Annotated in this window: 23 protein-coding genes, 3 tRNA genes and 1 riboswitch; of the genes, 14 read left to right on the forward strand and 12 right to left on the reverse strand. The window is 74.6% G+C overall.

Annotated elements, in window-relative coordinates:
- The first annotated feature begins 83 nt into the window (after positions 1 to 83).
- The 4 genes from KIN34_RS10840 (at position 84) to KIN34_RS10855 (ending at position 7,619) form a co-directional block, all read left to right on the forward strand.
- Positions 84 to 3,170, forward strand: coding sequence for a hypothetical protein (locus tag KIN34_RS10840; protein ID WP_214350274.1), 3,087 nt, complete (start codon positions 84 to 86; stop codon positions 3,168 to 3,170).
- Positions 3,171 to 3,192: 22 nt separating this feature from the next.
- Complete coding sequence (gene dnaG / locus KIN34_RS10845; RefSeq protein ID WP_214350276.1) at positions 3,193 to 5,109, forward strand: DNA primase; 1,917 nt, start codon at positions 3,193 to 3,195, stop codon at positions 5,107 to 5,109.
- Positions 5,110 to 5,286: 177 nt separating this feature from the next.
- Complete coding sequence (gene aztD / locus KIN34_RS10850; RefSeq protein ID WP_214350279.1) at positions 5,287 to 6,705, forward strand: zinc metallochaperone AztD; 1,419 nt, start codon at positions 5,287 to 5,289, stop codon at positions 6,703 to 6,705.
- Positions 6,706 to 6,719: 14 nt separating this feature from the next.
- A complete protein-coding gene (locus tag KIN34_RS10855) occupies positions 6,720 to 7,619 on the forward strand; it encodes a metal ABC transporter substrate-binding protein (protein ID WP_214350282.1) in 900 nt (299 codons plus the stop codon).
- 1 nt (position 7,620) lies between these two features.
- Here KIN34_RS10855 and KIN34_RS10860 read toward each other — a convergent pair whose 3' ends face one another.
- On the reverse strand, positions 7,621 to 8,418 hold the full coding sequence (locus tag KIN34_RS10860) for a transglutaminase-like domain-containing protein (protein ID WP_214350285.1): 798 nt from the start codon (positions 8,416 to 8,418) through the stop codon (positions 7,621 to 7,623).
- Between the two features lie 370 nt (positions 8,419 to 8,788).
- Between KIN34_RS10860 and KIN34_RS10865 the strand changes: the two genes are divergently transcribed.
- The gene (locus KIN34_RS10865; protein ID WP_214350288.1) at positions 8,789 to 9,589 is read left to right on the forward strand and encodes a DUF1206 domain-containing protein; all 801 of its coding nucleotides are present in this window, start codon (positions 8,789 to 8,791) and stop codon (positions 9,587 to 9,589) included.
- Between the two features lie 33 nt (positions 9,590 to 9,622).
- Here the strand turns inward: KIN34_RS10865 and KIN34_RS10870 are convergent, their stop codons facing one another.
- The 4 genes from KIN34_RS10870 to KIN34_RS10885 all read right to left on the reverse strand — a co-directional run bounded on the left by KIN34_RS10870 (position 9,623) and on the right by KIN34_RS10885 (position 11,966).
- Positions 9,623 to 10,933: an MFS transporter gene (locus tag KIN34_RS10870; RefSeq protein ID WP_214350291.1), complete on the reverse strand. Its 1,311-nt coding sequence runs from the start codon at positions 10,931 to 10,933 to the stop codon at positions 9,623 to 9,625.
- 126 nt (positions 10,934 to 11,059) lie between these two features.
- Positions 11,060 to 11,132: transfer RNA gene (locus KIN34_RS10875), tRNA-Asn, on the reverse strand.
- A 68-nt stretch (positions 11,133 to 11,200) separates the two neighbouring features.
- Positions 11,201 to 11,713 carry a hypothetical protein gene (locus tag KIN34_RS10880; protein WP_214350294.1) on the reverse strand — a complete coding sequence of 171 codons (513 nt, stop codon included), beginning with the start codon at positions 11,711 to 11,713 and terminating at the stop codon, positions 11,201 to 11,203.
- Between the two features lie 179 nt (positions 11,714 to 11,892).
- Positions 11,893 to 11,966, reverse strand: a tRNA-Ile gene (locus KIN34_RS10885).
- A gap of 236 nt (positions 11,967 to 12,202) precedes the next feature.
- A riboswitch (cyclic di-GMP riboswitch) is annotated at positions 12,203 to 12,278 on the forward strand.
- A 15-nt stretch (positions 12,279 to 12,293) separates the two neighbouring features.
- Between KIN34_RS10885 and KIN34_RS10890 the strand changes: the two genes are divergently transcribed.
- The 4 genes from KIN34_RS10890 to KIN34_RS10905 all read left to right on the forward strand — a co-directional run bounded on the left by KIN34_RS10890 (position 12,294) and on the right by KIN34_RS10905 (position 14,374).
- Positions 12,294 to 12,518 carry a BldC family transcriptional regulator gene (locus KIN34_RS10890; protein ID WP_214350297.1) on the forward strand — a complete coding sequence of 75 codons (225 nt, stop codon included), beginning with the start codon at positions 12,294 to 12,296 and terminating at the stop codon, positions 12,516 to 12,518.
- A gap of 142 nt (positions 12,519 to 12,660) precedes the next feature.
- Positions 12,661 to 13,149: a peptide deformylase gene (gene def / locus KIN34_RS10895; protein ID WP_214350301.1), complete on the forward strand. Its 489-nt coding sequence runs from the start codon at positions 12,661 to 12,663 to the stop codon at positions 13,147 to 13,149.
- Between the two features lie 163 nt (positions 13,150 to 13,312).
- The gene (locus KIN34_RS10900) at positions 13,313 to 13,813 is read left to right on the forward strand and encodes a DUF3145 domain-containing protein (RefSeq protein WP_214350304.1); all 501 of its coding nucleotides are present in this window, start codon (positions 13,313 to 13,315) and stop codon (positions 13,811 to 13,813) included.
- A 168-nt stretch (positions 13,814 to 13,981) separates the two neighbouring features.
- Positions 13,982 to 14,374 carry a hypothetical protein gene (locus tag KIN34_RS10905; RefSeq protein WP_214350308.1) on the forward strand — a complete coding sequence of 131 codons (393 nt, stop codon included), beginning with the start codon at positions 13,982 to 13,984 and terminating at the stop codon, positions 14,372 to 14,374.
- A gap of 99 nt (positions 14,375 to 14,473) precedes the next feature.
- Here the strand turns inward: KIN34_RS10905 and KIN34_RS10910 are convergent, their stop codons facing one another.
- The 5 genes from KIN34_RS10910 to KIN34_RS10930 all read right to left on the reverse strand — a co-directional run bounded on the left by KIN34_RS10910 (position 14,474) and on the right by KIN34_RS10930 (position 19,576).
- Positions 14,474 to 15,718, reverse strand: a complete 1,245-nt coding sequence (locus KIN34_RS10910; RefSeq protein ID WP_214350311.1) for a beta-ketoacyl-[acyl-carrier-protein] synthase family protein — start codon at positions 15,716 to 15,718, stop codon at positions 14,474 to 14,476.
- 135 nt (positions 15,719 to 15,853) lie between these two features.
- Complete coding sequence (locus KIN34_RS10915; protein WP_214350314.1) at positions 15,854 to 16,102, reverse strand: acyl carrier protein; 249 nt, start codon at positions 16,100 to 16,102, stop codon at positions 15,854 to 15,856.
- Between the two features lie 78 nt (positions 16,103 to 16,180).
- Positions 16,181 to 17,182, reverse strand: a complete 1,002-nt coding sequence (locus tag KIN34_RS10920; protein ID WP_214350317.1) for a beta-ketoacyl-ACP synthase III — start codon at positions 17,180 to 17,182, stop codon at positions 16,181 to 16,183.
- A complete protein-coding gene (locus KIN34_RS10925) occupies positions 17,179 to 18,174 on the reverse strand; it encodes an ACP S-malonyltransferase (RefSeq protein WP_214350320.1) in 996 nt (331 codons plus the stop codon). Before KIN34_RS10925 ends, KIN34_RS10920 begins: the two co-directional genes overlap by 4 nt.
- A gap of 118 nt (positions 18,175 to 18,292) precedes the next feature.
- On the reverse strand, positions 18,293 to 19,576 hold the full coding sequence (locus KIN34_RS10930) for a PucR family transcriptional regulator (RefSeq protein ID WP_237689088.1): 1,284 nt from the start codon (positions 19,574 to 19,576) through the stop codon (positions 18,293 to 18,295).
- 319 nt (positions 19,577 to 19,895) lie between these two features.
- Here KIN34_RS10930 and KIN34_RS10935 point away from each other — a divergent pair, with 319 nt between their 5' ends.
- Positions 19,896 to 20,456, forward strand: a complete 561-nt coding sequence (locus KIN34_RS10935; RefSeq protein ID WP_214350323.1) for a hypothetical protein — start codon at positions 19,896 to 19,898, stop codon at positions 20,454 to 20,456.
- Positions 20,457 to 20,575: 119 nt separating this feature from the next.
- Here the strand turns inward: KIN34_RS10935 and aceE are convergent, their stop codons facing one another.
- Positions 20,576 to 23,323, reverse strand: coding sequence for a pyruvate dehydrogenase (acetyl-transferring), homodimeric type (gene aceE, locus KIN34_RS10940; RefSeq protein ID WP_214350326.1), 2,748 nt, complete (start codon positions 23,321 to 23,323; stop codon positions 20,576 to 20,578).
- Positions 23,324 to 23,735: 412 nt separating this feature from the next.
- Between aceE and KIN34_RS10945 the strand changes: the two genes are divergently transcribed.
- The 4 genes from KIN34_RS10945 (at position 23,736) to KIN34_RS10960 (ending at position 25,685) form a co-directional block, all read left to right on the forward strand.
- Positions 23,736 to 24,155: a DUF3052 domain-containing protein gene (locus KIN34_RS10945; RefSeq protein WP_214350329.1), complete on the forward strand. Its 420-nt coding sequence runs from the start codon at positions 23,736 to 23,738 to the stop codon at positions 24,153 to 24,155.
- Positions 24,152 to 24,622, forward strand: coding sequence for a peroxiredoxin (locus KIN34_RS10950; RefSeq protein WP_214350331.1), 471 nt, complete (start codon positions 24,152 to 24,154; stop codon positions 24,620 to 24,622). Before KIN34_RS10945 ends, KIN34_RS10950 begins: the two co-directional genes overlap by 4 nt.
- 93 nt (positions 24,623 to 24,715) lie before the next feature.
- Positions 24,716 to 24,789, forward strand: a tRNA-Val gene (locus tag KIN34_RS10955).
- A 26-nt stretch (positions 24,790 to 24,815) separates the two neighbouring features.
- Entirely contained in the window at positions 24,816 to 25,685 is an 870-nt protein-coding gene (locus tag KIN34_RS10960) for an MOSC domain-containing protein (RefSeq protein ID WP_237689089.1), read from the forward strand.
- A 38-nt stretch (positions 25,686 to 25,723) separates the two neighbouring features.
- Here KIN34_RS10960 and KIN34_RS10965 read toward each other — a convergent pair whose 3' ends face one another.
- Entirely contained in the window at positions 25,724 to 26,272 is a 549-nt protein-coding gene (locus KIN34_RS10965) for an NAD(P)-binding domain-containing protein (RefSeq protein ID WP_214350333.1), read from the reverse strand.
- Positions 26,273 to 26,361 lie beyond the last annotated feature (89 nt).

Genomic DNA, 26,361 nt, shown 5'->3' on the forward strand with positions numbered 1-26,361 from the left:
GCGCCGGAGGGGCGGACCGCAGGGTCCGCGCCTCCGGCGTGCGTCGCCTCCGCGGGTGTCGTCGTCGTGGCACACTGCGCGCCGTGTCACGACGCAACGGCGCCTCGCGGAGCACGATCGCGCTCACCCTGGTCCTGGTCGGTCTCCTCGCGCTCGGGGCCCTGGTCGCCGCGCAGGTGGGTGACCTGCTCGGGCTGAGCCACACCGCGGCGGACGTCCCCGACGAGCAGACGTCGGCGGCGCCGGCACGGCCCGACGTCGCCGCCCCGGCGGTCAGCGCGGTCGTCGCGCCCGGCGTGCCGTCGCTGCAGCTCGCGGCCGGCTCGGTCGCCGCCGCGTACGCCGCGCGCGGCCTCGCCCGCCCGGAGGTCACCTCCGACGAGCCGGGCGTCCGGTCCGACGACGAGCCCGACGACGAGCCCGACGACACCTGCTGCCGCCTCGTCGCGACCGTCGACGCGGGGTCGGGGCTCACGGGCGAGCAGTTCCGGCTCACGACCGACGCCGGGATCCGGGTGGTCGCCGGGACCGAGGCGGGCGCCCGCGCCGGCCTCTACACCGTCGCCGACCGCGTGCGCTCGGCGACCGAGGTGGTGCCGGACGACCAGGACGGCGTCACCCAGGAGCCGCGCCTCGGCCTGCGGCTGACGGACGTCGGCGCGGTCGGACTCGACGACGACCCCGCGCGGTTCGCGGCGGGCGACGACTACTCGCTGAACTCCGACGTGGTCGGCTCAGCGGTGCTGCCCGCGGCGCCCTGGGTGGACCCGGCCGCCGTCCGGGCGATCGAGACGCAGTTCCGCGCGCTCGTCGACCATGCGTCGGAGCAGGGCTACAACGGCGTCGTCGTGCCCGGCTTCCTGGAGTACGTGACGTTCCCCGACCTGGGCGTCTACCCGGAGGGCGACCCTCACGTGGCGCGCGCGGAGGCGATGGTGCAGGCCTTCGCCCCGGTGTGGCGCTACGCCCACGACATGGGGATGAAGGTCTACCTGATGACGGACATGCTCGCCGTCAGCCCGCCGCTCGAGGAGTACCTCGAGCGGACGGTGGGCGGCCTCGACACGACCTCGCCGGCGCTGTGGTCGGTGTACCAGGCCGGCCTCCGCGAGCTCTGGACCGGCATGCCGTTCCTCGACGGCGTCATGGTCCGCATCGGCGAGGGCGGGTCCGCCTACCAGCTCCCGGGCTGGGACTACGGGTCGAGGATCGCGGTCACCACGCCCGCCGCGGTCCGCGCGATGCTGACCGCGTTCCTCGAGACCGCCGGTGCGGCGGACAAGGACGTCATCTTCCGCACGTGGACCGTGGGTGTCGGCGCCGTCGGTGACCTGCACACCAACCCGCAGTCGTACGACGAGGTGCTGGGCGGGCTCGACGACCCGCACCTCGTGGTGTCGACCAAGTACGTCGCGGGCGACTTCTACAGCCACCTGCCGATCAACCCGACGCTCCGCACCGGCACCCAGCGCCGCATCGTGGAGCTGCAGGCCAGGCGCGAGTTCGAGGGGCAGGGATCGTTGCCCGTCGACCTGGGCGACCTCACGCAGCGGGCCCTCGCGGACCTGCTCGCCGCCAACCCGCACATCGAGGGCGTGTGGGACTGGGCGCAGACCGGTGGACCGCTGTACGCGGGGCCGCGCGCGCTCTACCTGCGCGACGGCTTCTGGCAGCTGTGGGACCTGAACGCCTACCTCGCGGCGCGGCTCGCGGTCGACCCGACGACGTCGGTCCCCGCCGCGCGCGCCGACTGGGTCCGCCAGACCTTCTCGTCAGACCCCGCGACGGTCGCGGCGGTCTCCGAGGCCTACGCGCTGTCCCGCGACGCGATCACCGACGGCCTGTACATCGGTCCGTTCGCCGACCGGTCGGTCAAGGCGCTGGGGCTCGAGCCGCCCCCGATGATGTGGATCTTCGAGTGGGACATCGTCTCGGGCGACTCGGCGACGTTCGACACCGTCTACGCGTTGACGCGCGAGCGGGTGGACGAGGCGGTCGCGCAGGGCCACCGCGCCGCGGCGACCGCCGCGCGCATGCGCGAGCTCGTCGCCGCGACGCCCGCCTCGACGTGGCGGGACCCCGCGCAGCGCACCGCCTTCCTGGCGGCGCTCGACTACGAGCAGGACCTGCTCGCCACGCTCGACGCGTACCGCGAGACGGTGCTGCGGCACGCGCAGTGGCTCGACACCGGCTCGGGCGCGGCGCGGGCGGCCTGGCGCACCGCGGAGCAGCGGTTCCAGGCGGCTCGCGCCGCGCACGACGCGCGCTACGGCGACGACCCGGAGCTCCCGGCGTACAACTTCGCCGCCGCCGACCTGGGCCTGCACCGAGCGGACCTCGGCGACGCCGCGACGTGGACGTCCCGCGGACTCCTGGCCCTGACGCTGGCCGCGCTCGGGCTCGGCGCGTGGTCGGCGCGCCGCCCGCGGTTCGCCGGCCACCGCGCACTGCACCTGCTGTGGACCGGGGCGACCCGTCCCTGGCGGCTCGCCGACGCGTCCGCCGCGGCCGGGAGGCCGGGCCGGACCGACCGGGTCCTGCTCGTCGCGCTGCCGGCGGTGGTGCTGGTCGCCTCCCGCGAGGCCTACACCGCCTTCTCCGCGCCCGTGCACCTGGCGCTCACCCTCGGCGCCTGGCTCGTGCTGGCCCTCGTCGTGCTGGCCCTCGGGGCGGGCCGACGAGCGTGGTGGCCGCTGCTGGCGACGGTCGGCGGCGTCGCGCTGGTGCGCAGCGCGCTGCTGCTCGCGGTCCTGTCCTGGCGGGGGCCGGGTCGCTACTGGTTCGGCTTCTGGACGCTGCCCACGCAGCGCGCGGTCTACGTGACGGTCGCGTTCGCGGCGTTCTGCTGGCTGTTCGTCGCCACCTACCTGGCGCTGCGGGCCGCCTACGGGGCGAGCCGACGACGCGCCGCGGGCGTCGTCGCGGGCGCGGTCGGCGCGGTGCTCCTCGTGGGCGGCGCGGTCGTGGCCGCCCTCGGTCTCGAGACCGTGCTGAGCACGTGGAACGACCAGATGGCGCTGCTGCCGTGGGGCCTGCACCGGATCCTCGGGTTCTGCGTCTACCTGGGCATCCCGACGTCGCTGCCCGCCGGCGTGGCCGTCGCCGGTGCCGTCCTGTGCGCGGTCGCCGGGCTCCTGCAGCTGGGTCGTCGTCCCGCGCCGTCGCGCTGACCGGGGCACCTACACTGGCCGCGTGGCGGGACGCATCCGACGGGAGGACGTGGAGGCGGTCCGCGAACGCGCGCGCATCGAGGAGATCGTCGGCGCGCACGTGCAGCTGCGCTCCGCCGGCGTCGGGTCCATGAAGGGGCTCTGCCCGTTCCACGACGAGCGCTCGCCGTCCTTCCACGTGCGGCCCCAGGTCGGCCGGTACCACTGCTTCGGCTGCGGTGAGGGCGGCGACGTCATCGACTTCGTCATGAAGGTCGACGGGCTGCCCTTCGCGGAGGCCGTGGAGTACCTCGCGGGCCGCGTCGGCCTGCAGCTGCGGTACGAGGAGGGCGGGCCCACCCGGCCCGCGGAGGAGCCCGGCCGCCGGCGGCGGCTGGTCGAGGCGCACAAGGTCGCCGAGGAGTTCTACCGCGAGCAGCTCACGTCGCCCGGTGCCGCGGCGGGCCGGGCGTTCCTGGCCGAGCGCGGCTTCGACCGCGCGGCGGCCGAGCAGTTCGGCGTGGGGTTCGCCCCCCAGGGCTGGGACCACCTGATGAAGCACCTGCGCGGACGCGGCTTCACCGAGCCGGAGCTGCTCGCGTCCGGGCTCGTGAGCCAGGGGCAGCGCGGCGTGTACGACCGGTTCCGCGGGCGCCTGGTCTGGCCCATCCGCGAGGTCACGGGGGAGACGATCGGCTTCGGCGCCCGCCGGCTCTTCGACGAGGACTCCGGGCCCAAGTACCTCAACACCCCGGAGACCCCGCTCTACCGCAAGTCGCACGTCCTGTACGGCCTCGACCTGGCCAAGCGCGACATGCAGCGCACCAAGCAGGTGGTGGTGGTCGAGGGGTACACGGACGTCATGGCGATGCACCTGTCCGGGGTCGGCACGGCCGTGGCGACGTGCGGCACCGCCTTCGGCTCCGACCACACCCGCATCGTCCGTCGGCTCGTGGGGGACAGCGGCTCGACGAGCGGGGTCCAGCTCGCGACCGGGGCGTCGGTCGGCGGCGAGGTGATCTTCACGTTCGACGGCGACGAGGCCGGCCAGAAGGCGGCCCTGCGTGCGTTCGGGGAGGACCAGACGTTCGCGGCCCAGACCTTCGTCGCGGTCGAGCGCAGCGGCCTGGACCCCTGCGAGCTCCGGCAGAGCCGCGGTCCCGACGCGGTGCGCGCGCTGGTCGCCGGCCGGCAGCCGCTCTTCGCGTTCGTGCTGCAGGCGACGCTGCGCTCGTTCGACCTCGCGACGGCCGAGGGGCGGGTGGCGGCGCTGCGCGCGGCGGCCCCGGTGGTCGCCGGCATCCGGGACGCGGCGCTGCGCCCCGAGTACACGCGCCTGCTGGCCGGCTGGCTGGGCATGGAGGACCAGGGGGCGGTGCGCCAGGCGGTCGCGGCGGCGGGCCGGCCCGCGGCGCAGGCGCGCGGCAGCCAGGCACCGGGGCGTCAGGACCCGCCGCAGCGGCGACCGCAGCGCCCGGCGGATCCCGTCACGCAGCTCGAGCGCACGGCTCTCGAGGTGGTCCTCCAGGCGCCCGCGCTGGTCCCGCCGGAGTTCGACGAGCTCGCGGCCGACGCCTTCGCGGCGCCCGCCCACCGCGCGGTGCACGAGGCCGTGCGCGCCACGGGCGGCGTCGGCGCGGGCCGCGCGCTCGTCGGTGCGGACGGCAGCTCGACGGCATGGGTCGGTGCGGTGCTCGAGGAGGCGGCCGAGGCCGTGCGTCCGCTCGTCACGGAGCTGGCGGTCGCGCCGCTGCCCGAGGACCGGCCGGAGGCGGTGGCCGACTACGTGCGCGGCGTGGTGCTGAGGCTGGTCGAGGTCGGCTTCACGCGGCACATCGCGGAGCTGCGCGGGCGGCTCCAGCGCATGGATGCGGCCGAGGACCCGGCGGGCTACCAGGCGGCGTTCGCCGAGCTGGTGGCGCTCGAGGGCCGCCGCCGCAGCCTGCGCGAGAGCGCCTGACGCACCCACCGGGACGGGCGCGGGCATCGTCTGCCCGTCTTTAGTGAGAACGAGTCGCAGTATCTGTTAACGTTCCTCTCGCTCGAGCACGCTCGGCGCTGCCGGTCCGCCGGACGACGCCGGCTCCTGCCCCGACGAGAAGGAAGGAGGGGTCCCACCCGGGACCCCGATCACCCCATGACGAACACGACCCACCCCGGGCCGCGCGCCGCGGCCCGCCTGACCCGGCGCCGCGCCGCACGGGCGCTGGCCCTCGCGGTGCCTCTCGCCCTGCTGGCGGCCTGCGGCGACGCCGCCGACCCGGCTGCGACCGGCTCATCCACGCCCGGACCCTCGACCGCGGCGGGCGACCCGACGAGCACCCCGACGAGCACGCCCGTCGCCACCGAGCGCGACGCCGCCACCCCGCGCCTCGTGCTCACCTACGACGGCGGGCTCGTCGTGCTCGACGCGACGTCGCTGGAACCGGTGGCGACGCTCGACGCCGAGGGCTTCACGCGGGTGAACCCCGCGGGCGACGGCCGGCACGTGCTGGTCTCGACGACGGGCGGCTTCCAGGTCCTCGACGCCGGCACCTGGTCCCAGGCGCACGGTGACCACGCGCACCACTACACGGCCGACCCGGCTCTGACGGACCTCACGTACGCCGCCGCCGAGCCGGGCCACGTCGTCGTGCACGACGGCCGCACCGCGCTGTTCGACGACGCCACGGGGCACGTGACGGTGCTGAACTCCGCGGACGTCGCCGACCCGGCGGCCGTGCTGCGCGAGCACACCACACCCGCCGCCCACCACGGCGTCGCGGTCGAGCTCGACGACGGCACGCTCGTCGTCTCCGACGGCACCGCCGACGAGCGCACCGGCGTCCGGGTGCTCGACGCGCACGGCGCGGAGCTCACCGCGTCCGACGCGTGCCCCGGCGTGCACGGCGAGGCCGTCGCGGCGGACGACGCGGTGGTCGTCGGGTGCGAGGACGGCGTCCTGGTGGTCCACGACGCGCAGGTCACGAAGGTCGACGCCCCCGACGCCTACGGCCGGATCGGCAACCAGGCGGGGCACGAGAGCTCCCCGATCGTCCTCGGCGACTACAAGAGCGACCCCGACGCCGAGCTCGAGCGGCCGACGCGCGTCGCGCTCGTCGACACGCGGGACGCCGCGCTGCGCCTGGTGGACCTGCCCGCGAGCTACACCTTCCGCTCGCTCGCGCGCGGCGACGACGGCGAGGCGATCGTCCTCGGCACCGACGGCGCGCTGCACGTGATCGACCCCGAGACCGGCGAGATCGTGCGCTCGGTCCCCGTGGTCGACGCGTGGCAGGAGCCCGAGGACTGGCAGCAGCCCCGCCCGGCCGTCCGCGTGCACGCGGGCACCGCGTACGTGACCGACCCCGCGGCGCGCGCGGTGCACGCCGTGGACGTGCAGACCGGTGAGGTGTGGCGCTCCGTCGAGCTCGACGTGGTGCCCAACGAGATCGCCGTGGTCACGGGCGACGTCCCGCCGTCCGCGCACGGCGGCGCGCTGCCCGACGAGCACGCGCACGACGAGCACGCGCACGACGAGCACGCGCACGACGAGCACGCGCACGAGAACGACTGACGGAGAGGCCCCCGATGCGTACCCCCATCCGCCGCGGCTCGCGCGCGGCCACCCCGATCGCGGCCGGCGCGCTGGCCGTCGGACTGCTCGCCGGCGCGTGCGCGGCGGGTGGGGCGTCCGCGCAGGACGACGACCGCGTGCACGTCGTCGTCTCCTCCTACCCGCTGCAGTACGTCGCCGAGCGCGTGGGCGGAGCGCGTGTCGACGTCGTGAACCTGACCCCGCCCTCGTCGGACCCGCACGGACTGGAGCTCACCGTCCGGGACGCCGCGGACCTGGCCGCCGCGGATCTCGTCGTGCACCTGCCGGGAGGCTTCCAGCCGGCCGCCGACGCGGCCGTGGCGGACGTCGAGCCCGGCCGGCTGCTCGACGCGACGGACGCGGCCGACCTGCGGGGCGAGGACCCGCACTTCTGGCTCGACCCGACGCGGCTGGCGGCGGTCGGCGACGCGGTCGCCGACCGGCTCGCGGCGATCGACCCGGACGCCGCGCCCGGCTACCGCGCGGACGCGGCCGTGCTCGCGGCCGACCTGGTCGCGCTCGACGAGCGGTACGCCGCGGCCCTCGCACCGTGCGCCGGCGCCACCCTCGTGACCTCGCACCAGGCGTTCGGGTACCTCGCCGAGCGGTACGGCCTGCACCAGGTCGGCGTGGTGGGCGTGGACCCCGAGGTCGAGCCGAGCCCGGCCCGGCTGCGCGAGGTCGCCGAGCTGGTGGAGCAGCACGGCGTGCGCACCCTCTACTTCGAGCGCGCCGCCGGCCCCGGGGTCACGTCCTGGCTGGCGGAGCGGGCGGGTGTCGGCACGGCCGTCATCGACCCCGTGGAGTCGCACGGCGAGGACGACCCGGACTACCTCGAGGCGATGGGGGCGAACCTCGACGCGCTCGTCGGCGGGCTCGCCTGCCAGGGCTGACTCAGCGCAGGACGCGGGTCCCGCTGCCGTCGTCGGGAGACAGGACCTCGCTGGACGCCGCGGTCACCGTCATGGACCGCAGCGTCAGGTGGCCCCGGTAGTGGGAGAGGAACGCCGTGTCCGTCGCGTCCCGGCCGGTCGCGATCCGCAGCATCGCGTCCCGGGGGGCCAGGCGGGTCGCGTCGAGCAGGTGCCACGCGCCGTCCACGTACGCCTCGGCGACCGCGTGGAAGTCCATCGGCTTGAGCCGCGGCGCGTACACCGAGACCAGCCGGGCCGGCACGTCGCACGCCCGCAGCAGCGCGACGACCAGGTGCGCGAAGTCCCGGCAGACGCCACGCCGCTTGAGGAGGGTGTCGGACGCGCCGTCGGTCGGCAGGCTCCCGCCCGACAGGTAGGTCACGTGCGAGGCCACCCACGTGACGACCGCGTCCATCAGCGCCGTGCCGTCGAGGCCGCGGAACTGGTCGCGCGCGAAGGCCAGGAGCCGGTCGGAGTCCGCGTACCGGCTGGGCCGGAGGTACTCGACGAGGTCGATGTCCTCGACCGGCGGGACGTCCGCCAGGCCGGCGACCGAGGCCTGGTAGTCGACGACGACGCGACCGGCGGGGGCGAGCACGCGGTGCAGGCGTGCGCCGTGCGCGGACTTGATCTCCAGCACGTCGAGCGGACCGTCCTCGTGGCGGACGACGAGCTGCTCCGTGCGGTCGTAGGCACCGTCCGCGACGGCGACGGCGAGGAACATCTCGAGCGGGGTGCGCACGTCGAGCGAGAGGTGGCAGGAGACGGTGCGCAGCACGGCCGGTGGTCCATTTCTCCGGCCGTCGGTGGCCGGTTTCCGCGAGGGGGCAGCGCAAGTGTGAGGCTCGCGCGGCCGTTCGACAAGCCCGTCGTCGAGCAGGTGCGAACCCGCAGGTCAGGGGGCTGTCGGGGGCCGTCGGGCGGGCCCGCGGAAGAGCTTCGAGGGCGTCGACGACGGTCGCGGCGACGAGCGCTGCGGTCGCGGGCGCGGCGCGCCGCTGCCACCATCGGACGATCGTGGTCGATGGCGCACCCGGCGCCGCCTCGGCCGCGGTCACCCGACGACCCTGAACCACCCCGCACCACACCACCCACCACCCCCCTGGTGAACGGCAGCGACACCCCCTGAACCCCCCGACGGGAGAGCCATGACGAGCATCGCGAGCGTGTCCGGCACCACCGAGGACGCCTGGGAGAAGGTCGCCCGCGTGGGCTTCGCCGTGAGCGGGCTGCTGCACCTGCTCATCGGGGTCCTCGCCTTCCAGCTCGCCTTCGGGGACTCGGGCGAGTCCGCGGACCAGTCGGGCGCCCTGTCCGCGGTTGCGGAGCAGCCGTTCGGCGCCGCGGTGCTCTGGATCTCCGTGGTCGGGTTCGTCGCGCTCGGTGCATGGCAGCTCGCGAAGGCCGTGCACGTCGGTCACACCCGGAGCGAGAGCTCGACCGGGGACCGGCTCAAGGCGGTCGGCCGCGCCGTCGTCTACCTCGCCCTCGCCGTCGCGGCGTTCGGGTGGGCGACCGGTGGCGGCTCCTCGAGCAAGAACCAGACGCAGGGCCTGACCTCGGACCTGCTCAAGATGCCCGGCGGGCAGCTCCTGGTCGGCGCGATCGGCGTGGCGGTGGTCGCCGTCGGCGTCTACCACGTGGTCAAGGGCTGGCGGGAGAAGTTCCTCGAGGACCTCAAGGGCCTCCCGCGCGGCCAGGCCGGCCGCGGGACGCGCTGGGCCGGGAAGATCGGCTACGTCGCGAAGGGTGTGGCCCTCGCGGTGGTCGGCGGCCTGTTCGTCGTCGCGGCCGTGCAGCACGACGCGTCGGAGGCCTCCGGGCTGGACGGGGCGATGCACACGCTGAAGGAGTCGCCGGCGGGCCCGGTGCTCCTGGCGCTCGTCGCCGTCGGCCTCATGGCGTTCGGCGTCTACTGCTTCGTCCGCGCGCGGTACGGGCGCCTCTGACGCTCGTCGAGCCGCTCCTGCGTCGGGTCGGGCTCACCGGCCCCGGCGCAGGACGTCGCGCAGCGACGGGACCACGACGCCCTCGTCGGCCATGACCGCGCGGGTGCGCCGGCGGGTGGTCAGGACGCCACCGACGCCCAGCACCCACAGGCCCAGGAGCGAAGCGAACGCGGCCCGGTACGCGTCGAGCGAGTACGTCGTCGCGCCCGCGGGGGAGAGGGCCTGCAGGACCACCCCGACGACGAGCACGGCGACCACGGTCGAGGTGAACCCGCCGGTGTTGACGAAGCCGGACGCGGTCCCGATGCGGTCCGCGGGCGTGAACGTGCGGGCGTAGTCCATCCCGACGAGCGACACGGGTCCGCCGGCACCGATGACGGCGCAGAACACGACGAGCTGCCACATCGGCCGCGGCGTCGTGGGCACCAGGAGCGCGACCCACGCGACGAGGGTGAGCGTGCACGAGCCGAGCACCACCCACGACCGCCGCAGCGGGTGGCGTCCGGTGAACCGCCCGACGAGCGGGCCTGCGGCCATCGCGGACACGGTGAGGACGGTCAGCAGCGTCCCGGCCTCCGCCCGCGTGCGACCCTGCGCGGTGACGAAGAACGGCACGCCCCACAGCAGGGAGACCACGTTGGCGCTGAACGGCGTCGCGAAGTGGCTCCACCAGCCGAGCCGGGTCCCCGGCGGCCCCGCGGCGGTCCGCACGGCGCGCAGGAAGGAGCTCTCGCCCGGCGCGGTCCGGCCGGCCGCGGCGGGCTCGCGGACCCCCAGGAACGCCCCGCACGTCGCGAGCGCACCCACGACGGCGAGCGTGCCGAACGCGGGTGTCCAGCCGTGCGAGTGCAGCAGCCAGGCCAGCGGGATGGCCGACGCGAGCTGGCCGGACTGGCCGATCAGGCCGGTGAGCTGGACCAGCACCGGGATCCGGCGCGGCGGGAACCACAGCCCGACCAGCCGCACCGCCGAGATGAAGATGCCCGCGTCGCCGGCCCCGATGAGCACCCGCGCGAGCAGTGCTGCCGGGACCGAGTCGGCGAACGCCAGGACCAGCTGACCGGTCGCCATGACCGCGGACCCGCCGGCGATCACGGCGCGGGAGCCGAACCGGTCCAGCAGGCGCCCGGCGGGCAGCTGCAGCGCGGCGTAGACGACGAGCTGGACCACCGAGAACATGGACAGCGCGGTGGCGCTGAGCCCGAACCGCTCGATCGCGTCGACGCCGGCGACCCCGAGCGCGGTCCGGTGGAGCACCGCGACGAAGTAGGCCGCGACGGCGGCCACGTAGACGACCACCGCACGGTGCGACGACGACGGCACGGGCTGCCGCTGGTCGCTCATCGGGTGCTGGTCCGTCCTTCCGGCGCCCACGACGAGCACCGTCCACCCACCCTACGACGCCCGGGCGGCCCCGCCGCCCGCACGACGAAGGCCCCGACCAGACGTGCTGGTCAGGGCCTTGTGGAGCTCCCCCGACTGGACTCGAACCAGTAACCCTTCGATTAACAGTCGAATGCTCTGCCAATTGAGCTACGGGGGATCGCGCTGCAGAACTCTAGCAGCCGATCGGGGGTGGTCCCGACCACCGGGACCCGCGGGCGGCGACGGTCAGGCGCGCAGCCCCGCCGCGGCGCGGACCTGCTCCTCGGCCTCGTCGACCGCGTGCGCGACCGCAGGGTCGGCGAGGTCGACGCCGTCGTCGGCGATGACCTGCGTGAAGAGCTCGCCGTCCTCGTCGCGCCGCAGCGCCACGCGCGCCTGCCCACCCGCGGGGAGGTTCACCGTCGCGGCGTGGACCACCGACTGCTGCACCCGCTCCCGGAAGGTCTGCGAGAACGTGACGGACGTGCGGTCGGTGCCGAACCGGAACGCGTCCGAGGCGCCCCAGACCCAGCGCACCGTCAGCGTCCTGGTCTCCGGGTCGAGAGAGCCGCGGTCGACGTCGGCCCACGGCGTGCGCACCCCGGCCTCGTCGGACAGCACGTGCAGCGCGAGCCGCGACGCGGCCACGCGCCGGCCGTCGGTGAGCGTGGCGGCCACCAGGACGCGGTCGCCGCGCCGCAGCCCGAGCCGTCGGCGGTCGTCGGCGGTCAGCGCACGGGCGGGGGAGAAAGCGGCCACCGCCTCACGGTACCGGCCCGCGACCGGGACACCGTGGCCCGGCGAGCGGTCGCGCCGTGCCGGACCCGGACAAGGGTGATGACCCCGGCGCCCAGGGTCGCTACCGTCCAGGCATGGACGGACGGATCGGGCACAACGCGATCGACCGCCTGGTCACGCGCCGTCTCCGCGGCATCGAGTGGGGCAGGTGGGGCTTGAACCCACGACCGACGGATTATGAGTCCGCTGCTCTGACCGGCTGAGCTACTGCCCCTCGGCGCCGCCCAGGGTAGCGGTCCGGGACGTCCGCCGACCGCGGCGCGGCCCCGTCGCGCAACGCCGGCCGAGGGCGCCCCGGGGAGGCGGTTGCCGACGGCACCCAGCGCGGGTCCTGGGGCTTGTGCCGGATCTCTCCCGGTTCGGTGCGTCCGAAATTCACCCGTATGCCCGTGGTCTCTCACGGGTTGCTTCTTGCACAGGTGTCCAGTTTCGGGCATAGTTCTGACTTGTCAGCGACAACGGCAAACCCTCCGCAAGGGGGGGACGCAAAGCCACGGGACCCACGCAGGTCAGCCGAGCTACCGAACGACAGGAGTCGATCATGGCGATCACCACCCCCCACACGGAGACCCCGCTGCAGCAGGGCGCCCTGCTCACCCCCGGCGAGGTCGCGGTCCTCTTCCGCGTCGACCCCAAGACGGTCACGCGCTGGGCCCAGGCCGGCAAGCTCTCGGCGGTCCGCACCCTCGGCGGTCACCGCCGCTTCCACGAGGCCGAGGTCCGTCAGCTCCTGCAGGGCGTCCCGCAGCAGCGCGTCGGCGAGTGACCGATCGCGGCACCCGCCGCACGCGTCCTTCGACGAAGGGCCGGTGACCACAGGTCACCGGCCCTTCGCGCGTCCGCGGCCGGGTGTCCCGAGGTGCGGCCCGCGCCGCGGAGCCCGACCCGGACGTGCGAGGATTCTCGGCATGGCGATGCGAGAGATCCGGACCGTCGGCGACCCCGTGCTGCGCACCCCGTGCGACCCCATCACGACGATCGACGAGCGTGTCCGCTCGCTCGTCGAGGACCTGCTCGAGACGGTCGACACCGACGGCCGTGCGGGGCTGGCCGCCAACCAGATCGGCGTCGGTCTGCGGGCCTTCTCGTGGAACATCGACGACGAGATCGGCTACGTCCTCAACCCCCGCATCGTGGAGCTCTCGGAGGACGAGTACCAGGACGGTGACGAGGGCTGCCTGTCCGTCCCGGGCCTGTGGTTCCCGACGAAGCGCGCGTGGTACGCCCGCGTGGTCGGCACGGACCTGGACGGCAAGGAGGTCGTCGTCGAGGGCACCGAGCTCATGGCGCGTTGCCTGCAGCACGAGGTCGACCACCTGGACGGCATGCTCTACCTGGACCGCCTCGAGCGGTCGGTGCGCAAGAAGGCGATGCGCGCGATCCGCGAGCAGCTCTGACCCCGGGGATCGGCGGCACGCGGCGTCCCGTCCGGCCGCGACGCTTGGCGGACGACGTGCTCGTCGTGCATGCTGGGCCTGTACGCCGCGAGAACCGTGCGCTCCGTGCAGTGGGACGAGGTCGTTGGGGAAGGCGAACCTCGAGCCGCTGATGGAGGACGACATGGCAGGTGCGATCACCCGCGGTGTGCTTTTCGTGCACTCTGCACCCCGCGCGCTGTGCCCCCACGTGGAGTGGGCGGCAGGCAACGTGCTGGGTCAGCGGCTCAGCCTCGACTGGACCGAGCAGCCCGCCGGGCCCGCGTTCTTCCGCGCGGAGCACTCCTGGCAGGGCGCCCCGGGCACGGGGGCGCGGCTCGCGTCCGCGCTGCGTGGCTGGGCGCACCTGCGCTACGAGGTCACGGAGGAGGCCAGCCAGGGCGTCGACGGGGCGCGGTGGAGCCACACCCCGGAGCTCGGCATCTTCCACGCCGCCACGGACGCCCACGGCAACGTGGTGGTCCCCGAGGACCGCATCCGCGCGGCGCTCGAGCACGCCGAGGACGCTGTCCGGCTGCGCCAGGAGCTCGACCTCGCGCTGGGCCAGGCCTGGGACGACGAGCTGGAGCCGTTCCGCTACGCCGGCGCGGGGGCTCCCGTGCGGTGGCTGCACCGCGTCGGCTGACGCCCCGGCGGCTGTGCCGTTGTCTCCTGGCACTGCCTTTGTCTCCTGTGCGCTCCTGACCAGGCGAGACGCGCGCACCAGGGCGTCCCGGTCTGCGCTATTTTGCCCCCTTCTGCACATCGGTGGGAGCGCTTCCGCGCGCCCGCCGCGACTGAAGGGACACACCGCATGCCCGAGTTCCCCGAGCTCACCGACTGGCTCACGGCGCAGCCCGAGCTCTTCGAGACCAAGAAGAAGCTCTTCGGCAAGAGCGTGATCCACAAGCCGTCGGGCGAGAAGGTCGTCGAGGGCTACCGGTACTTCCGGTCGAGCATCGACGAGCTCACGGCCGCGTTCGAGAGCGGCGACCTGGCCGCGGTGCAGGCGCTCGAGTACGCCCTGGACGAGGACGGCGACCCCGACACCAGCGCGGTCGCGCTGCTGCTCGCCTACACCAAGAACGGCGCGTTCCTCGCGGCCCAGCCGGAGGAGTACCAGGACTACGTGCCGGTGCGCGTGCGTGAGCCGCGCTTCTTCCCCGGCTCGGTCGCGCTCGTCGACGAGCTCGACCAGACGAGCTGACGGCGGTCCGCTGACGCGAGCACGGTCCCGCGCTCGGCGCGCGGGACCGTGCTCGTGACGTCGGCGGGTACGGGCTGCGGGGCCTGCGGGCGTCGCCCCTCAGGCGGAGGTGACCACCAGGGCCACGTTGTGGCCGCCGAAGCCGAACGAGTTGTTGATCGCGGCCACGTCGCCCGCGGGCAGCGCGCGCGGCTGGTCGCGGACCAGGTCGAGCACCAGCTCCGGGTCCGGGTTCGCGACGTTGATGGTGGGCGGTGCCTGACGCTCGTGCAGTGCGAGCACCGTGAAGATGGTCTCGAGCGCGCCGGCGCCCCCCAGCAGGTGCCCGGTCATCGACTTGGTCGCCGAGAGCGCCACGTGGTCGGCGTCCTCGCCCAGCACGCCGCGGACCGAGCGCGCCTCGATGAGGTCGCCCACCACGGTCGAGGTCGCGTGCGCGTTCACGTGGACCACGTCCGTCGCGTCGACGCCCGACTCGCGCAGCGCGGACCGCATGGCGCGGATCTGGCCGTCGCCGCTCGGCTCCGGCGAGGTGATGTGGTAGCCGTCGGCGGAGAGCCCGACCCCGGCGATCCGTGCGTAGACGCGCGCCCCGCGGGCGGCCGCGTGCTCGGCGCTCTCGAGCACGACGATGCCGGCGCCCTCGCCGATCACGAACCCGTCGCGGTCGACGTCGTAGGGACGCGAGGCGCCCGTGGGGTCGTCGTTGCGCAGCGAGAGCGTGCGGGACGCCGCGAACGCGGCGATGGGCATGGGGTGGATCGTGGCCTCGGTGCCGCCCGCGATCACCACGTCCGCGCGGCCCGCGCGGATCATGTCGACCCCGTAGCCGATCGCCTCGGCGCCGGAGGCGCACGCGGACACCAGCGCGTGCGCACCGGCCTTCGCGCCGAACTCGAGCGACACGTAGGCCACGGGGGAGTTGGGCATGAGCATGGGGACGGTCATCGGCAGGACGCGGCGGGCGCCCTTCTCCCGCAGGACGTCCCAGCCGTCGAGCGTGGTCCAGATGCCGCCGATGCCGGAGGACACCACGGCGCCCAGGCGCTCGCCGTCGATCTCGGGCGAGCCCGCGTCGGACCACGCCTCGCGCGCCGCGATGATCGCGTACTGCGCCGAGGGGTCCATGCGCTTGAGCTCCGGACGCTCGAGGACGTCCGCCGGCTTGACCTTGATGGTGGCCGCGAACTCGACGGGGATGCCGTACTGCGCGGACCAGTCCTCCTCGAACGGGCGGGCGCCGGACTCGCCGGCGAGCGCGGCGGCCCAGGTGCTCGTGACGTCGCCACCGAGCGGGGTGGTGGCGCCCAGGCCGGTGACGACGACCTCGGTCGTGTGGCTCATCGGTGCTCCAGTGTCAGGTGCCGTCGGTGTCAGGTGTGCCGTCGGTGCGGGCAGGACGTGCGGTGGGGACGCGGTGGTCCCCGCCGGCCCACCCCGGCGTCCGCGCGGGGCGGACGGGGCGGGCCGGCGTGAGGATCAGGACTGCGCGCCCGCGATGAAGCTCACCGCGTCGCCGACCGTGGCGAGGTTCTTGACCTCGTCGTCGGGGATGCGGACGTCGAACTTCTCCTCGGCGAGCGTGACGATCGTCATCATCGAGAGCGAGTCGATGTCCAGGTCGTCCGTGAACGACTTCTCGGGCTGGACCGCGTCGGCCGGCAGACCGGTCTCCTCGCTGACGATCTCGGCCAGACCGGCCAGGATCTCCTGCTCGCTGTACGCCATGGGTGTCTCCTTTGTCGGACGTGCGGGGTCGGACGAACGGTACAGCCGGACGGCCGCACCGGGCGGTAGGGGGTCGTGTCAGGGGAGCACGACGACCTGGGCCGCGTAGACCAGACCGGCACCGAAGCCGATCTGCAGGGCGAGCGCCCCGGAGGGCACCTGGCCCTCGCGCAGCAGCCGCTCCGTGGCCAGGGGGATCGAGGCCGCGGACGTGTTGCCGGTGTCGGCGATGTCGCGGCCGACCACCACGGACTCGGGCAGCTTCAGCTGCTTGATCATCTGGTCGATGATCCGCATGTTGGCCTGGTGGGGGATGAACGCCTCGATGTCGTCGGCGGTCACGCCCGCGGCGTCGAGCGCCTTCTGCGCGACGGGAGCCATCTGCCACACCGCCCACTTGAAGACGGACTGGCCCTCCTGACGCAGCGTCGGCCAGCCCGCGCCGTTCTGCGTCTCCTTCCAGGAGTGCGTCTGCCGGATCGCCTGCGCCTGGCCGCCGTCCGAGCCCCAGATCGTCGGGCCGATGCCGGGTGTGTCCGAGGGGCCGACGACGACCGCGCCGGCGCCGTCGCCGAGCAGGAAGGAGATCGACCGGTCCGTCGGGTCGACGAAGTCGCTCATCTTCTCGGCGCCGATGACGAGCACGTGGCGCGCGGTGCCGGCCCGGACGAGCGCGTCCGCCTGGCCGATGCCGTAGCAGTACCCGGCGCACGCGGCCGAGATGTCGAACGCGGCCGCCGGCGTGGCGCCGATGCGGTCGGCGACGATCGCGGCACCCGCGGGCGTCTGGTGGAAGTAGGTGACCGTGGACAGGATCACGGCGTCGATGTCCGCGGCGGTCAGCCCGGCGTTCGCGATCGCCTGCCGGGCCGCCGCCTCCGCGAGGTCCAGCACGTCGGAGTCCGCACCGGCGCGGGCGCGGGTGATGATGCCGGTGCGCTGCCGGATCCACTCGTCGGAGGAGTCGATCGGGCCCGCGATCTCGTCGTTGGTGACCAGGTTCTCGCCGCGGACCCCGCCGATCCCGAGGATGCGGGTGTGGGCGGGCCCGGTGGCCTGCGTGAGGGTGGGACGGGTCACGACGACTGCTCCTGGCTGCTCGCGGACGGGACGGCGCCGGCCGGTGTGCCCGCGTGGCGGCGCACGAGGTCGCGCGCGGCGTCCAGGTCGGCGGGGGTCTTGACGGCGACCGTCTCGACCCCGGGCAGCGTACGCCGGGCCAGGCCCGTGAGCACACCACCGGGCGCGACCTCGAGCAGCCCCGTCACGCCGAGCTCGAGCAGCGTGGCGCAGCACAGGTCCCAGCGCACGGGGTTGGCCACCTGGGCCACGACGAGGTCGAGCGCGCGCGCCCCGGAGGGGACCACCGAGCCGTCGGAGTTGGTGAGGAGCCGGACCGCCGGATCGCCCGGCGTGACGCCGGCGGCGGCCGCGCGCAGCTCCGCGACGGCGGGTGCCATGTGCTCGGTGTGGAACGCACCGGCGACCTGCAGGGGCACCACGCGCGCACGGGCCGGCGGCGCGGCGGCGAACGCGGCCAGCGCCTCGAGCGTCCCGGCGGCGACCACCTGGCCGCCCCCGTTGACGTTGGCGGGCACCAGGCCGTGGCTCGCGAGTGCCGCGAGCACCTCCTCGGGGTCGCCGCCCAGGACCGCGCTCATGCCCGTCGGCGTGACGGCCGCCGCTCGGGCCATCGCCGAGCCCCGGACCGCGACGAGCTGCAGCGCCTCCTCGTCGGACAGGACGCCGGCGACGGCGGCCACGGCGAGCTCCCCGACGGAGTGCCCGGCGGTCACGTCGACGCTCGTCGCCACGCCCGCGCCCAGCGGCGCGTCGGGCGCCAGGTCGAGCACGGCGCGCAGGCTCGCGAGGGCCGACGCGACCAGCAGGGGCTGGGCGACGGCCGTGTCGCGGATGGTGTCCGCGTCCGACGTGGTGCCGTGCGCGGCCAGGTCGAGGCCCGTGGCCTGCGAGGCCCGGCCGATCGACTCGGCGACGGCGGGCAGCTCGAGCCAGGGGCTGAGCATGCCGGGGGACTGGGCACCCTGACCGGGGCAGGCGACGACGAGCACGCGTCCACTCTGCCGTCCGCGCGGCGCCCGACCCGGTCGCGGCGGGCACCAAGGTCGCCGCGGGCTGTTGTGCGTGTCCTACAAACGCACCGGACCGCGCGGCGGCCCTCGGACGCCGTCAGGTCGCGTCGAGGCGGCCGACGGCCAGCGCGGTCTGCAGCACGTAGGACTCCCGGGCGTCGAGCGGGTCCCAGCCGGTGACGTCGGCGACGCGCTTGAGGCGGTACCGCACGGTGTTCGGGTGCACGTACAGCGAGCGGGCCGCGGCCTCCAGGGAGCGCCCGGTCCCCAGGTACGCCGAGATCGTCTCGAGCAGGGCGCCCTGGCTCGCGGCGAGCGGCTCGTACGCCTGCACCACGAGCGTGCGGCGCGCCGTGGCGTCGCCGACGAGCACGCGCTCGGGGAGCAGGTCGTCGGCCAGCACCGGCCGCGGCGCCTGGGGCCATGCCGCCGCGGCCTGCAGCCCGGCGAGGGCCGCCCGCGCCGACCGTGCGCTGTCCGTGAGGTCCTGCACCACGGGCCCGATCACCACGGGGCCTGGGCCGAAGCGCGGCATCAGCGACGTCGCGGCGGCGCGCAGGTCGCCCTCGCCGCCCAGGAAGACGACGAGGCGGTCGCCCTGGATCCCGACCAGCGCGTCGTCGGCGGCCCGGCGGGTCGCGCGCCGCAGGTCGGCGGCCCGCACCTCGTCGATCGCGGTCGCGGAGGTGCCGACCAGCACGAGCGTCGAGCCGCGACCGCTCCAGCCGAGCGCCGCGACGCGGGAGCGCACCGAGTCGTCCACGTCGCCGCGCACCAGGGAGTCGACGACGAGCGCCTCGAGGCGCGCGTCCCACGCACCGCGGACCTCCGCGGCCCGGGCGTAGACCTCCGCGGCCGAGAACGCGACCTCGCGCGAGTAGAGCAGCACGGCCTCGCGGAGCTCGCGCTCGTCGCCGGGCGCCGCCAGCCGGTCCGCGTGGCTCTCCACGACGTCCACCACGACGCGCACCAGGTGGAGCGTGTGCTGCAGCGAGATCGACCGGGTCAGCTCCGGCGGCGCGGACGCAAAGATGTCGCCCACCCCGTGCGGGGGCCGGGAGGGGTCCGCGAACCAGGCGATGAACGCGCTGATGCCCGCCTGGGCGACCAGGCCGACCCACGAGCGGTCCTCCGCCGGCAGCGCGCGGTACCAGTCGAGGTCCTCGTCGAGCCGTCGCATCGCCGCCGCCGCGAGCAGGCCCGCGCCCTCACGCACCCGCCGCTGCGTCTCGGGGGTGCCACCGTGCACGGTGGTGGCGCCGGCGCGGACCGAGCGACCCGCGGCACGCGAGGACGTGCCCGACGAGGGCGCGGCCGACGAGGTGGGGGTGGCCGGGGGGACGGCGCCCGATGCGTCGGCACCGGCGTTCGCAGCGGGCATGGGGTGAGCATAGGGCGGCCGGTTGTGGGAAGTCGACAAAGTCCGCGCGCGCTCGCGGCGACGCTCCAGCCGGCGACAGCGGCCTCGCGACGGGGCCCCGTCGGCGCGCGGTGGTGCCCCGGCGGGGCCGCGATGGGTCCCGCGAGACCGCCGTCGCAGGGTGCGTCGGCGCCGCAGAGGCTAGGGTCGCTGCATGGCTCTGCTGCCCCGCCTGAGACAGCTCATGCGCCGACCGTCGTCCGCGTCGCGTGTCGGAGCGCGCCGACCGACCAGCACGGCTCGGCGCGGAGACACGCTGCACGAGGACGCCCTGCGGTCGATGCTGAGCGACGACCCCAACAACGTGCGCGCCTTCGCGGCCCTCGCGGAGATCGTCCGCCGCCGCGCTGCGGACGCCGGCCCGGACGGCGACCCGCTGACCGCGCCGCAGGACGAGCACGAGCGTCAGCGAGCCGCTGACCTGGCCGTGTGGTCGCTGGGCGAGGAGCTCGCCGGCAACCCCCGCGCCTGGTACCCGCTGATCGAGGTCGCCCGGCTCTCGGTGCGGGACGACCACGAGGGGACGCTGCGCCGGCTCACCACGGCCGCCGAGCGCGACCCCTCCGGCAGCGCGCTGGTGGAGGCGCTGTCGCTGCTGCGCGAGGCGGGCCAGCCCGTCGACGCGCTCGGTCTCGGGGTGGGCCACTGGCGCCCGCGCGAGCACGACCCGGAGGTGGCGCGCCAGCTCGTCCTCGCCGCGATCGAGGCCGACCGCCCGCTCGAGGCCAAGCAGTACGTGGCCAACCTGGAGCTCTACCCGGACCAGGCGGCGATCAGCGGCCTGCGGGACGAGCTGACGCACGTCGTGGCCGAGGCACAGCAGGCGATGCCCGGGACCTGACCCCGGCCCGGAGTCGGCGAGCGCGCTCGTCGGACCGCACGCAGCCAGTCAGCCCGGACGGAGAAGGGGCCGACGACCACCGGTCGTCGGCCCCTTCCGCGTCGGCGCGACGCCTCGGGTCAGCTCTCGCCGCCCGCGTTGCCGGACGTGCCGGCCGTGACGTCGTGCAGGCGGTAGCGCTCGATCGCCTGGGCGGGGGCCTCCGGGGCCACCGCGCCCGTGCGGGCCAGCTGCTGCAGCACGCGCACCACGGTCGACGGGCCGTCGATCTTGAAGTGCCGGCGTGCGGCCGCCCGGGTGTCGGAGAAGCCGAAACCGTCGGCGCCGAGCGTCGCGTACGTGCCGGGGATCCACGCCCGCACCTGGTCGGGGACCAGGTGGTCGTAGTCGGTCGTCGCGACGAACGGCCCCTCCGCGCCCTGGAGCTTCTGCGTCAGGTAGGCCTGGCGCGGCTCCTCGCCCGGGTGGAGGTACGCGTGCTCCTCGGCCGCCAGACCGTCGCGCCGCAGCTCGTTCCACGAGGTGACGGACCAGACCGCGGCGCGCACGCCCCAGTCCTCGGCCAGGAGCTGCTGCGCCTCGAGCGCCCACGGCACCGCGACGCCCGACGCCAGGATCTGGGCGCGCGGCCCGTCGCCCTCGGCCGGCTTGAGCAGGTAGATGCCCTTGAGGATGCCCTCGACGTCGACGCCCTCGGGCTCGACGGGCTGGACGATCGGCTCGTTGTACACCGTGAGGTAGTAGACGACGTCGCGGTCGCGCCCGCCGTTGTCCTCGGCGTACATCCGGTCGATGCCGTCCTTGACGATGTGCCGGATCTCGTACCCGTACGCCGGGTCGTAGTGCACGACGTGGGGCATCGTGCCCGCCAGCAGCGGCGAGTGGCCGTCGGCGTGCTGCAGGCCCTCGCCCGTCAACGTCGTCCGCCCGGCCGTCGCGCCGATGAGGAACCCGCGCGCCATCTGGTCGCCGGCGGCCCAGAACTGGTCGCCGGTGCGCTGGAACCCGAACATCGAGTAGTAGAAGTAGAACGGCACCAGCGGCTCGGAGTGCGTCGCGTAGGACGTGCCGACGGCCTGGAAGGCCGACGCGGAGCCGGCCTCGTTGATGCCGGTGTGCATGATCTGCCCGGACTCGGACTCCTTGTAGCTCAGCATCAGGTCGCGGTCGACCGCGAGGTAGTGCTGGCCCACGGTGTTGAAGATCTTCGCCGAGGGGAAGATCGAGTCCAGGCCGAACGTGCGGGCCTCGTCGGGGATGATCGGCACCAGGCGGTGGCCGAACTCCTTGTCCTTGAGCAGGTCCTTGAACAGGCGCACGAGCGCCATCGTCGTGGCGACCTCCTGCGTGCCCGAGCCCTTCGCGAGGCCTTCGTACTTCTCCGCCGGGGGAGTCGTCACGGGCTTGTGCGTCGCGCGCCGCTCCGGGACGAACCCGCCGAGCTGGCGGCGCCGCTCGAGCATGTACTGGATCGCCTCGTCCTCCGTGCCCGGGTGGTAGTACGGCGGGACGTAGGGGTTCTCCTCGAGCTGCGCGTCCGTGAACGGGATGTGCAGCGTGTCGCGCAGCGTCTTGAGGTCGTCGATCTTGAGCTTCTTCATCTGGTGCGTGGCGTTGCGCCCGGCGAAGCCGGAGCCCAGGCCGTAGCCCTTGATGGTGTGCGCCAGGATGATCGTCGGCTGCCCGGTGTGCTCGCGCGCGCTCTTGTAGGCGGAGTAGATCTTGCGGTAGTCGTGCCCGCCGCGCTTCAGCGCCCAGATCTCGTCGTCCGTCATCTTCTCGACGAGCTGCTTGGTCCGGGGGTCCCGGCCGAAGAAGTGCTCGCGGATGAAGGCGCCGTTCTCGGCGCGGTAGGTCTGGAAGTCGCCGTCGGGCGTGGTGTTCATCAGGTGCACCAGCGCGCGGTCCTTGTCGGCGTTGAGCAGGGTGTCCCACTCGCGGCCCCAGATGACCTTGATGACGTTCCAGCCCGCGCCCCGGAACTCGGCCTCGAGCTCCTGGATGATCTTGCCGTTGCCGCGGACCGGGCCGTCGAGCCGCTGCAGGTTGCAGTTCACGACGAAGGTCAGGTTGTCGAGGTTCTGCTGCGCCGCGAGGTGGATCAGGCCGCGGGACTCGGGCTCGTCCATCTCCCCGTCGCCCAGGAACGCCCAGACGTCCTGCTGGCTCGTGTCCTTGATGCCGCGGTTGTGCAGGTAGCGGTTGGTCCACGCCTGGTAGATCGCGCCGGACGGGCCCAGGCCCATCGAGACGGTCGGGAACTCCCACAGGTCCGGCGCGAGGCGCGGGTGCGGGTAGGACGGCAGGCCGCCCCCGGGGTGGGAGAGCTCCTGGCGGAAGCCGTCGAGCTGGTGCTCGCTGAGCCGGCCCTCGAGGAAGGCGCGGGAGTACACGCCGGGGGAGGCGTGGCCCTGGAAGTAGACCTGGTCGCCGCCGCCGGGGTGGTCCTTGCCGCGGAAGAAGTGGTTGAGGCCCACCTCGTACAGCGTCGCCACGGACGCGTACGACGAGATGTGCCCACCGACCCCGATGCCGGGACGCTGCGCGCGCGTGACCATGACGGCCGCGTTCCACCGGTTCCAGGAGCGGTAGCGCCGCTCGATGACCTCGTCGCCGGGGAAGTACGGCTCGTTGTGCACCGCGATGGTGTTGACGTACGGGGTGTTCAGCGACGCGGGGATCGCGACGTTCTTCTCCCGCGCGTGGCGCAGGAGGCTCATGAGGACGTACCGCGCGCGCGGCCCGCCCTTCTCGTCGATGAGGCCGTCGAGCGACTCCACCCACTCCCCGGTCTCCTCGGGGTCGATGTCCGGTACCTGGCTGAGCAGGCCGCCGATGAGCGGGCCTGTCTCGTCGATCTGAGCCACCAGTGCTCCTCGCCTCTCGTCCGCGCGCGGGCCCGGTAGGCCTCGGCGCACATCGTCGGCCCGGCCAGGTTCCGGCGCGGCTGGTTGCCGCGCGGGCCGGGTGCGGGTAGTCGCCCCATTCTCGGACCCCCGAGGGCGGAAAGTCACACGGAGGTCATGCCTTGGGCACGTGACGTCGGCGACACCGGCCCCTCGGAGGGCCGGCCCCGCGCGGTCCCGAGCCGACCCGGAGGTGGCCCGGACCCGACCCAGACCCCGCGCGGCCGCCGCGCTGCGGGCCGCCCGCTGGGCTCGTCGGACGAACTGGTGCCCGCACTCTTGCCAGGTGGCGCCGGGTGCGGTGGGCTAGGTTGTGCGGACATCGGCAGCTCGTCCCGACGGGGGACGGCACGACGAAGGGATCGGTCGGGACGTGTCAGCCAGTACGGACGGCGCCGCACAGTCGGTGGTGCGTCTGGGGTTCGCCTCGGGACAGGTGATCCAGGAGTTCGGCTACGACGACGACGTCGACGACGCGCTGCGCGCGGCGATCGAGGGCGTCACGGGTAGCGACCTCGTCGACGAGGACTACGACGACGTGACCGACGGGGCCATCATCTGGTTCCGCGACGACGACGGCGACCTCACCGACTTCCTGGTCGACGCGATGACGGTGCTGGAGGACAACGGGCCGATCTGGGTCCTGACGCCGAAGTCCGGCCGCTCGGGCCACGTCACGCACTCGGACATCGAGGAGGCCGCGACCACGTCCGGCCTGCACGCCATGACCACGTTCGCGGTCGCTCCCGACTGGTCGGCCACCCACCTCGGCACGCGCGGCCGCGGCAAGTGAGCCAGGGGTCGCACGCGCTCGTCGTCGGCGAGCCCGCTCCCGACCTGACGCTCCCGGACACGCACGGGACCCCGGTCTCGCTCGCCGGGCTGCGCGGTGGCCCGGTCGTGCTCGTGTTCGTCCCGTTCGCGTTCTCGGGGACCTGCACGGGCGAGCTGTGCGAGCTGCGGGACAACATCGCGGACTTCCAGGAGGCCGGTGTGCATTTGGCCGTCATCTCCTGCGACCCCATGTTCTCCCTGCGCGCCTGGGCGGAGAAGGAGGGCTACGCGTTCGACCTCCTCTCCGACTTCTGGCCGCACGGCGAGGTCGCGCGGGCCTACGGCGTCTTCGACGAGGCGAGCGGACACGCGCTGCGCGGATCGTTCCTGATCGACGCCGAGGGCGTGCTGCGCTGGAGCGTCGTCAACCCGCGCGGCGAGGCCCGGCCGCTCGCCGCCTACCGCGAGGCGCTCGCCTCGCTCTGAGGTCGTCCCGGGCGCGGGTCGCCACGGGTCGGCGCGGCACGACCAGCCGCTAGGCTGTGCCCCCGTCGCAGGGACGCAGGGCGTCCGTGCACGGGGCCTGTAGCTCAGCTGGTCAGAGCACCGCGCTTACACCGCGGGGGTCGCCGGTTCGAACCCGGCCGGGCCCACCCGAGCGGCGAGGAGGCAGGTGTCGATGGACCGCGTGAGCACGCCGCAGCGCCCGTCGTCGAGCACGAGCGCGTCGCTGCGCCTGTCCGCGGTCGGCGTCCGTCCCGTGAAGTCCTTCGCAGGGGTCGCTGCCCGGTCCGCGGTCATCGAGCGGCAGGGGCTGCGGGGCGACCGGCGGTGGATGCTCGTCGACGACGCGGGGGACACCGTCACCGCGCGCGAACTGCCGCGGATGCTGGAGGTCACGGCGGTGCCCGCGGGCGACGGGATCGAGCTCTCCGCGCCGGGGCACGGGCCGGTGCGGGTCGCCGAGCCGGTCGCGGGGTCGCGCGCCACCGTGACGATGTCGCGCGTCGGGTGGGCGCGGGCCGCCGGGGACGCCGCCGACGAGTGGGTGTCCGCCGTCCTGGGTCGACCCCTGCGGCTCGTCTGGCTGGACGACCCCGCGCGGCGGACGGTCTCGGCGCAGCACGGCGGCCGGCCGGGCGATCCGTTGAACCTGTCCGACGCCGGTCCGGTGCACCTGACGACGGAGGCCTCGCTCGCGGCGCTCAACGGCTGGTTGGCCGACGAGCAGGACCACCCGCCGCTGCCGATGGAGCGGTTCCGGCCGTCGCTCGTGGTCGCCGGTGAGCTCGAGCCGTTCGCCGAGGACGGCTGGGCGGGCGTGCGCGTCGGTGAGGTCGAGCTGCGGTTCTCGGAGCGGTGCGACCGGTGCGTGATGACGACCGTCGACCTCGACATGCTGCGGACCACGAAGGAGCCGACGCACGCTCGCGCGGCATCGCCGCGAGGACGGCAAGGTCTGGTTCGGCATCCGGCTGGTCCCGGTCAGCACCGGCACCGTGCGGGTCGGCGACGAGGTCGTCCCGCTGCCCTGAGCACCGAGCGCTGACCCGCGGGGGCGTGCGCGTCGCCGCTCGCCGTGACCCGTCAGCCGGCGGTGCCGCGCCGTGCCCGGAGCGTCGCCGTCCCCGCCTCCGCGTCGTCACCCGTCCAGAGGGTCCGCTCGGCCATCGCGTCGAGCACGGGCGCGACGAAGCCGCGAACCTGGGGCGGGCCGGCCGCGAGGACCGTGCGCGTCCCGGCGGCGTCGTCCTCGAGCCCGTCCAGCACCGGCGCGTCGACGAGCACCAGGCCGTACCGGCGCGCGAACGTGCCGAGGCCCGCGATCGCGTCCTGCGGGACCGTCGTCGACTGCAGCCAGGCCATCCCGGCACGCAGCCCGGGCGCCGCGGCGGCCATCACCTCCAGCACCTCCGCGTCCCCGTCCAGCAGGGTCAGCACGATCTCGGCGTCGTCGACCGTCGCTGGGGGCGAGCCGACCAGGGCGACCCCGTCCACGACCGACGGCTCCGGCGCTGTGCGCGACCGGTCCCAGGCGCGGACCTCGTGCCCCGCCCGCGCCAGGTCGCGTGCGACGGCTGCCGCGCCGTCCGCGGTGCCGAGGACCGCGACCGCTCGCGGGTCTGTCTGGCTCATCGATCCCACCCTCCGTGCCGCGTCCGCCGCGGCATCGCGCCCAGTCTCCCTCGTCGTCGGCGGCGGCACGCCCGCTCCCGCACGGTTCC

Origin of the sequence: Cellulomonas fulva (assembly GCF_018531375.1) — a bacterium.
GTDB classification, from domain to species: Bacteria; Actinomycetota; Actinomycetes; order Actinomycetales; family Cellulomonadaceae; genus Cellulomonas; species Cellulomonas fulva.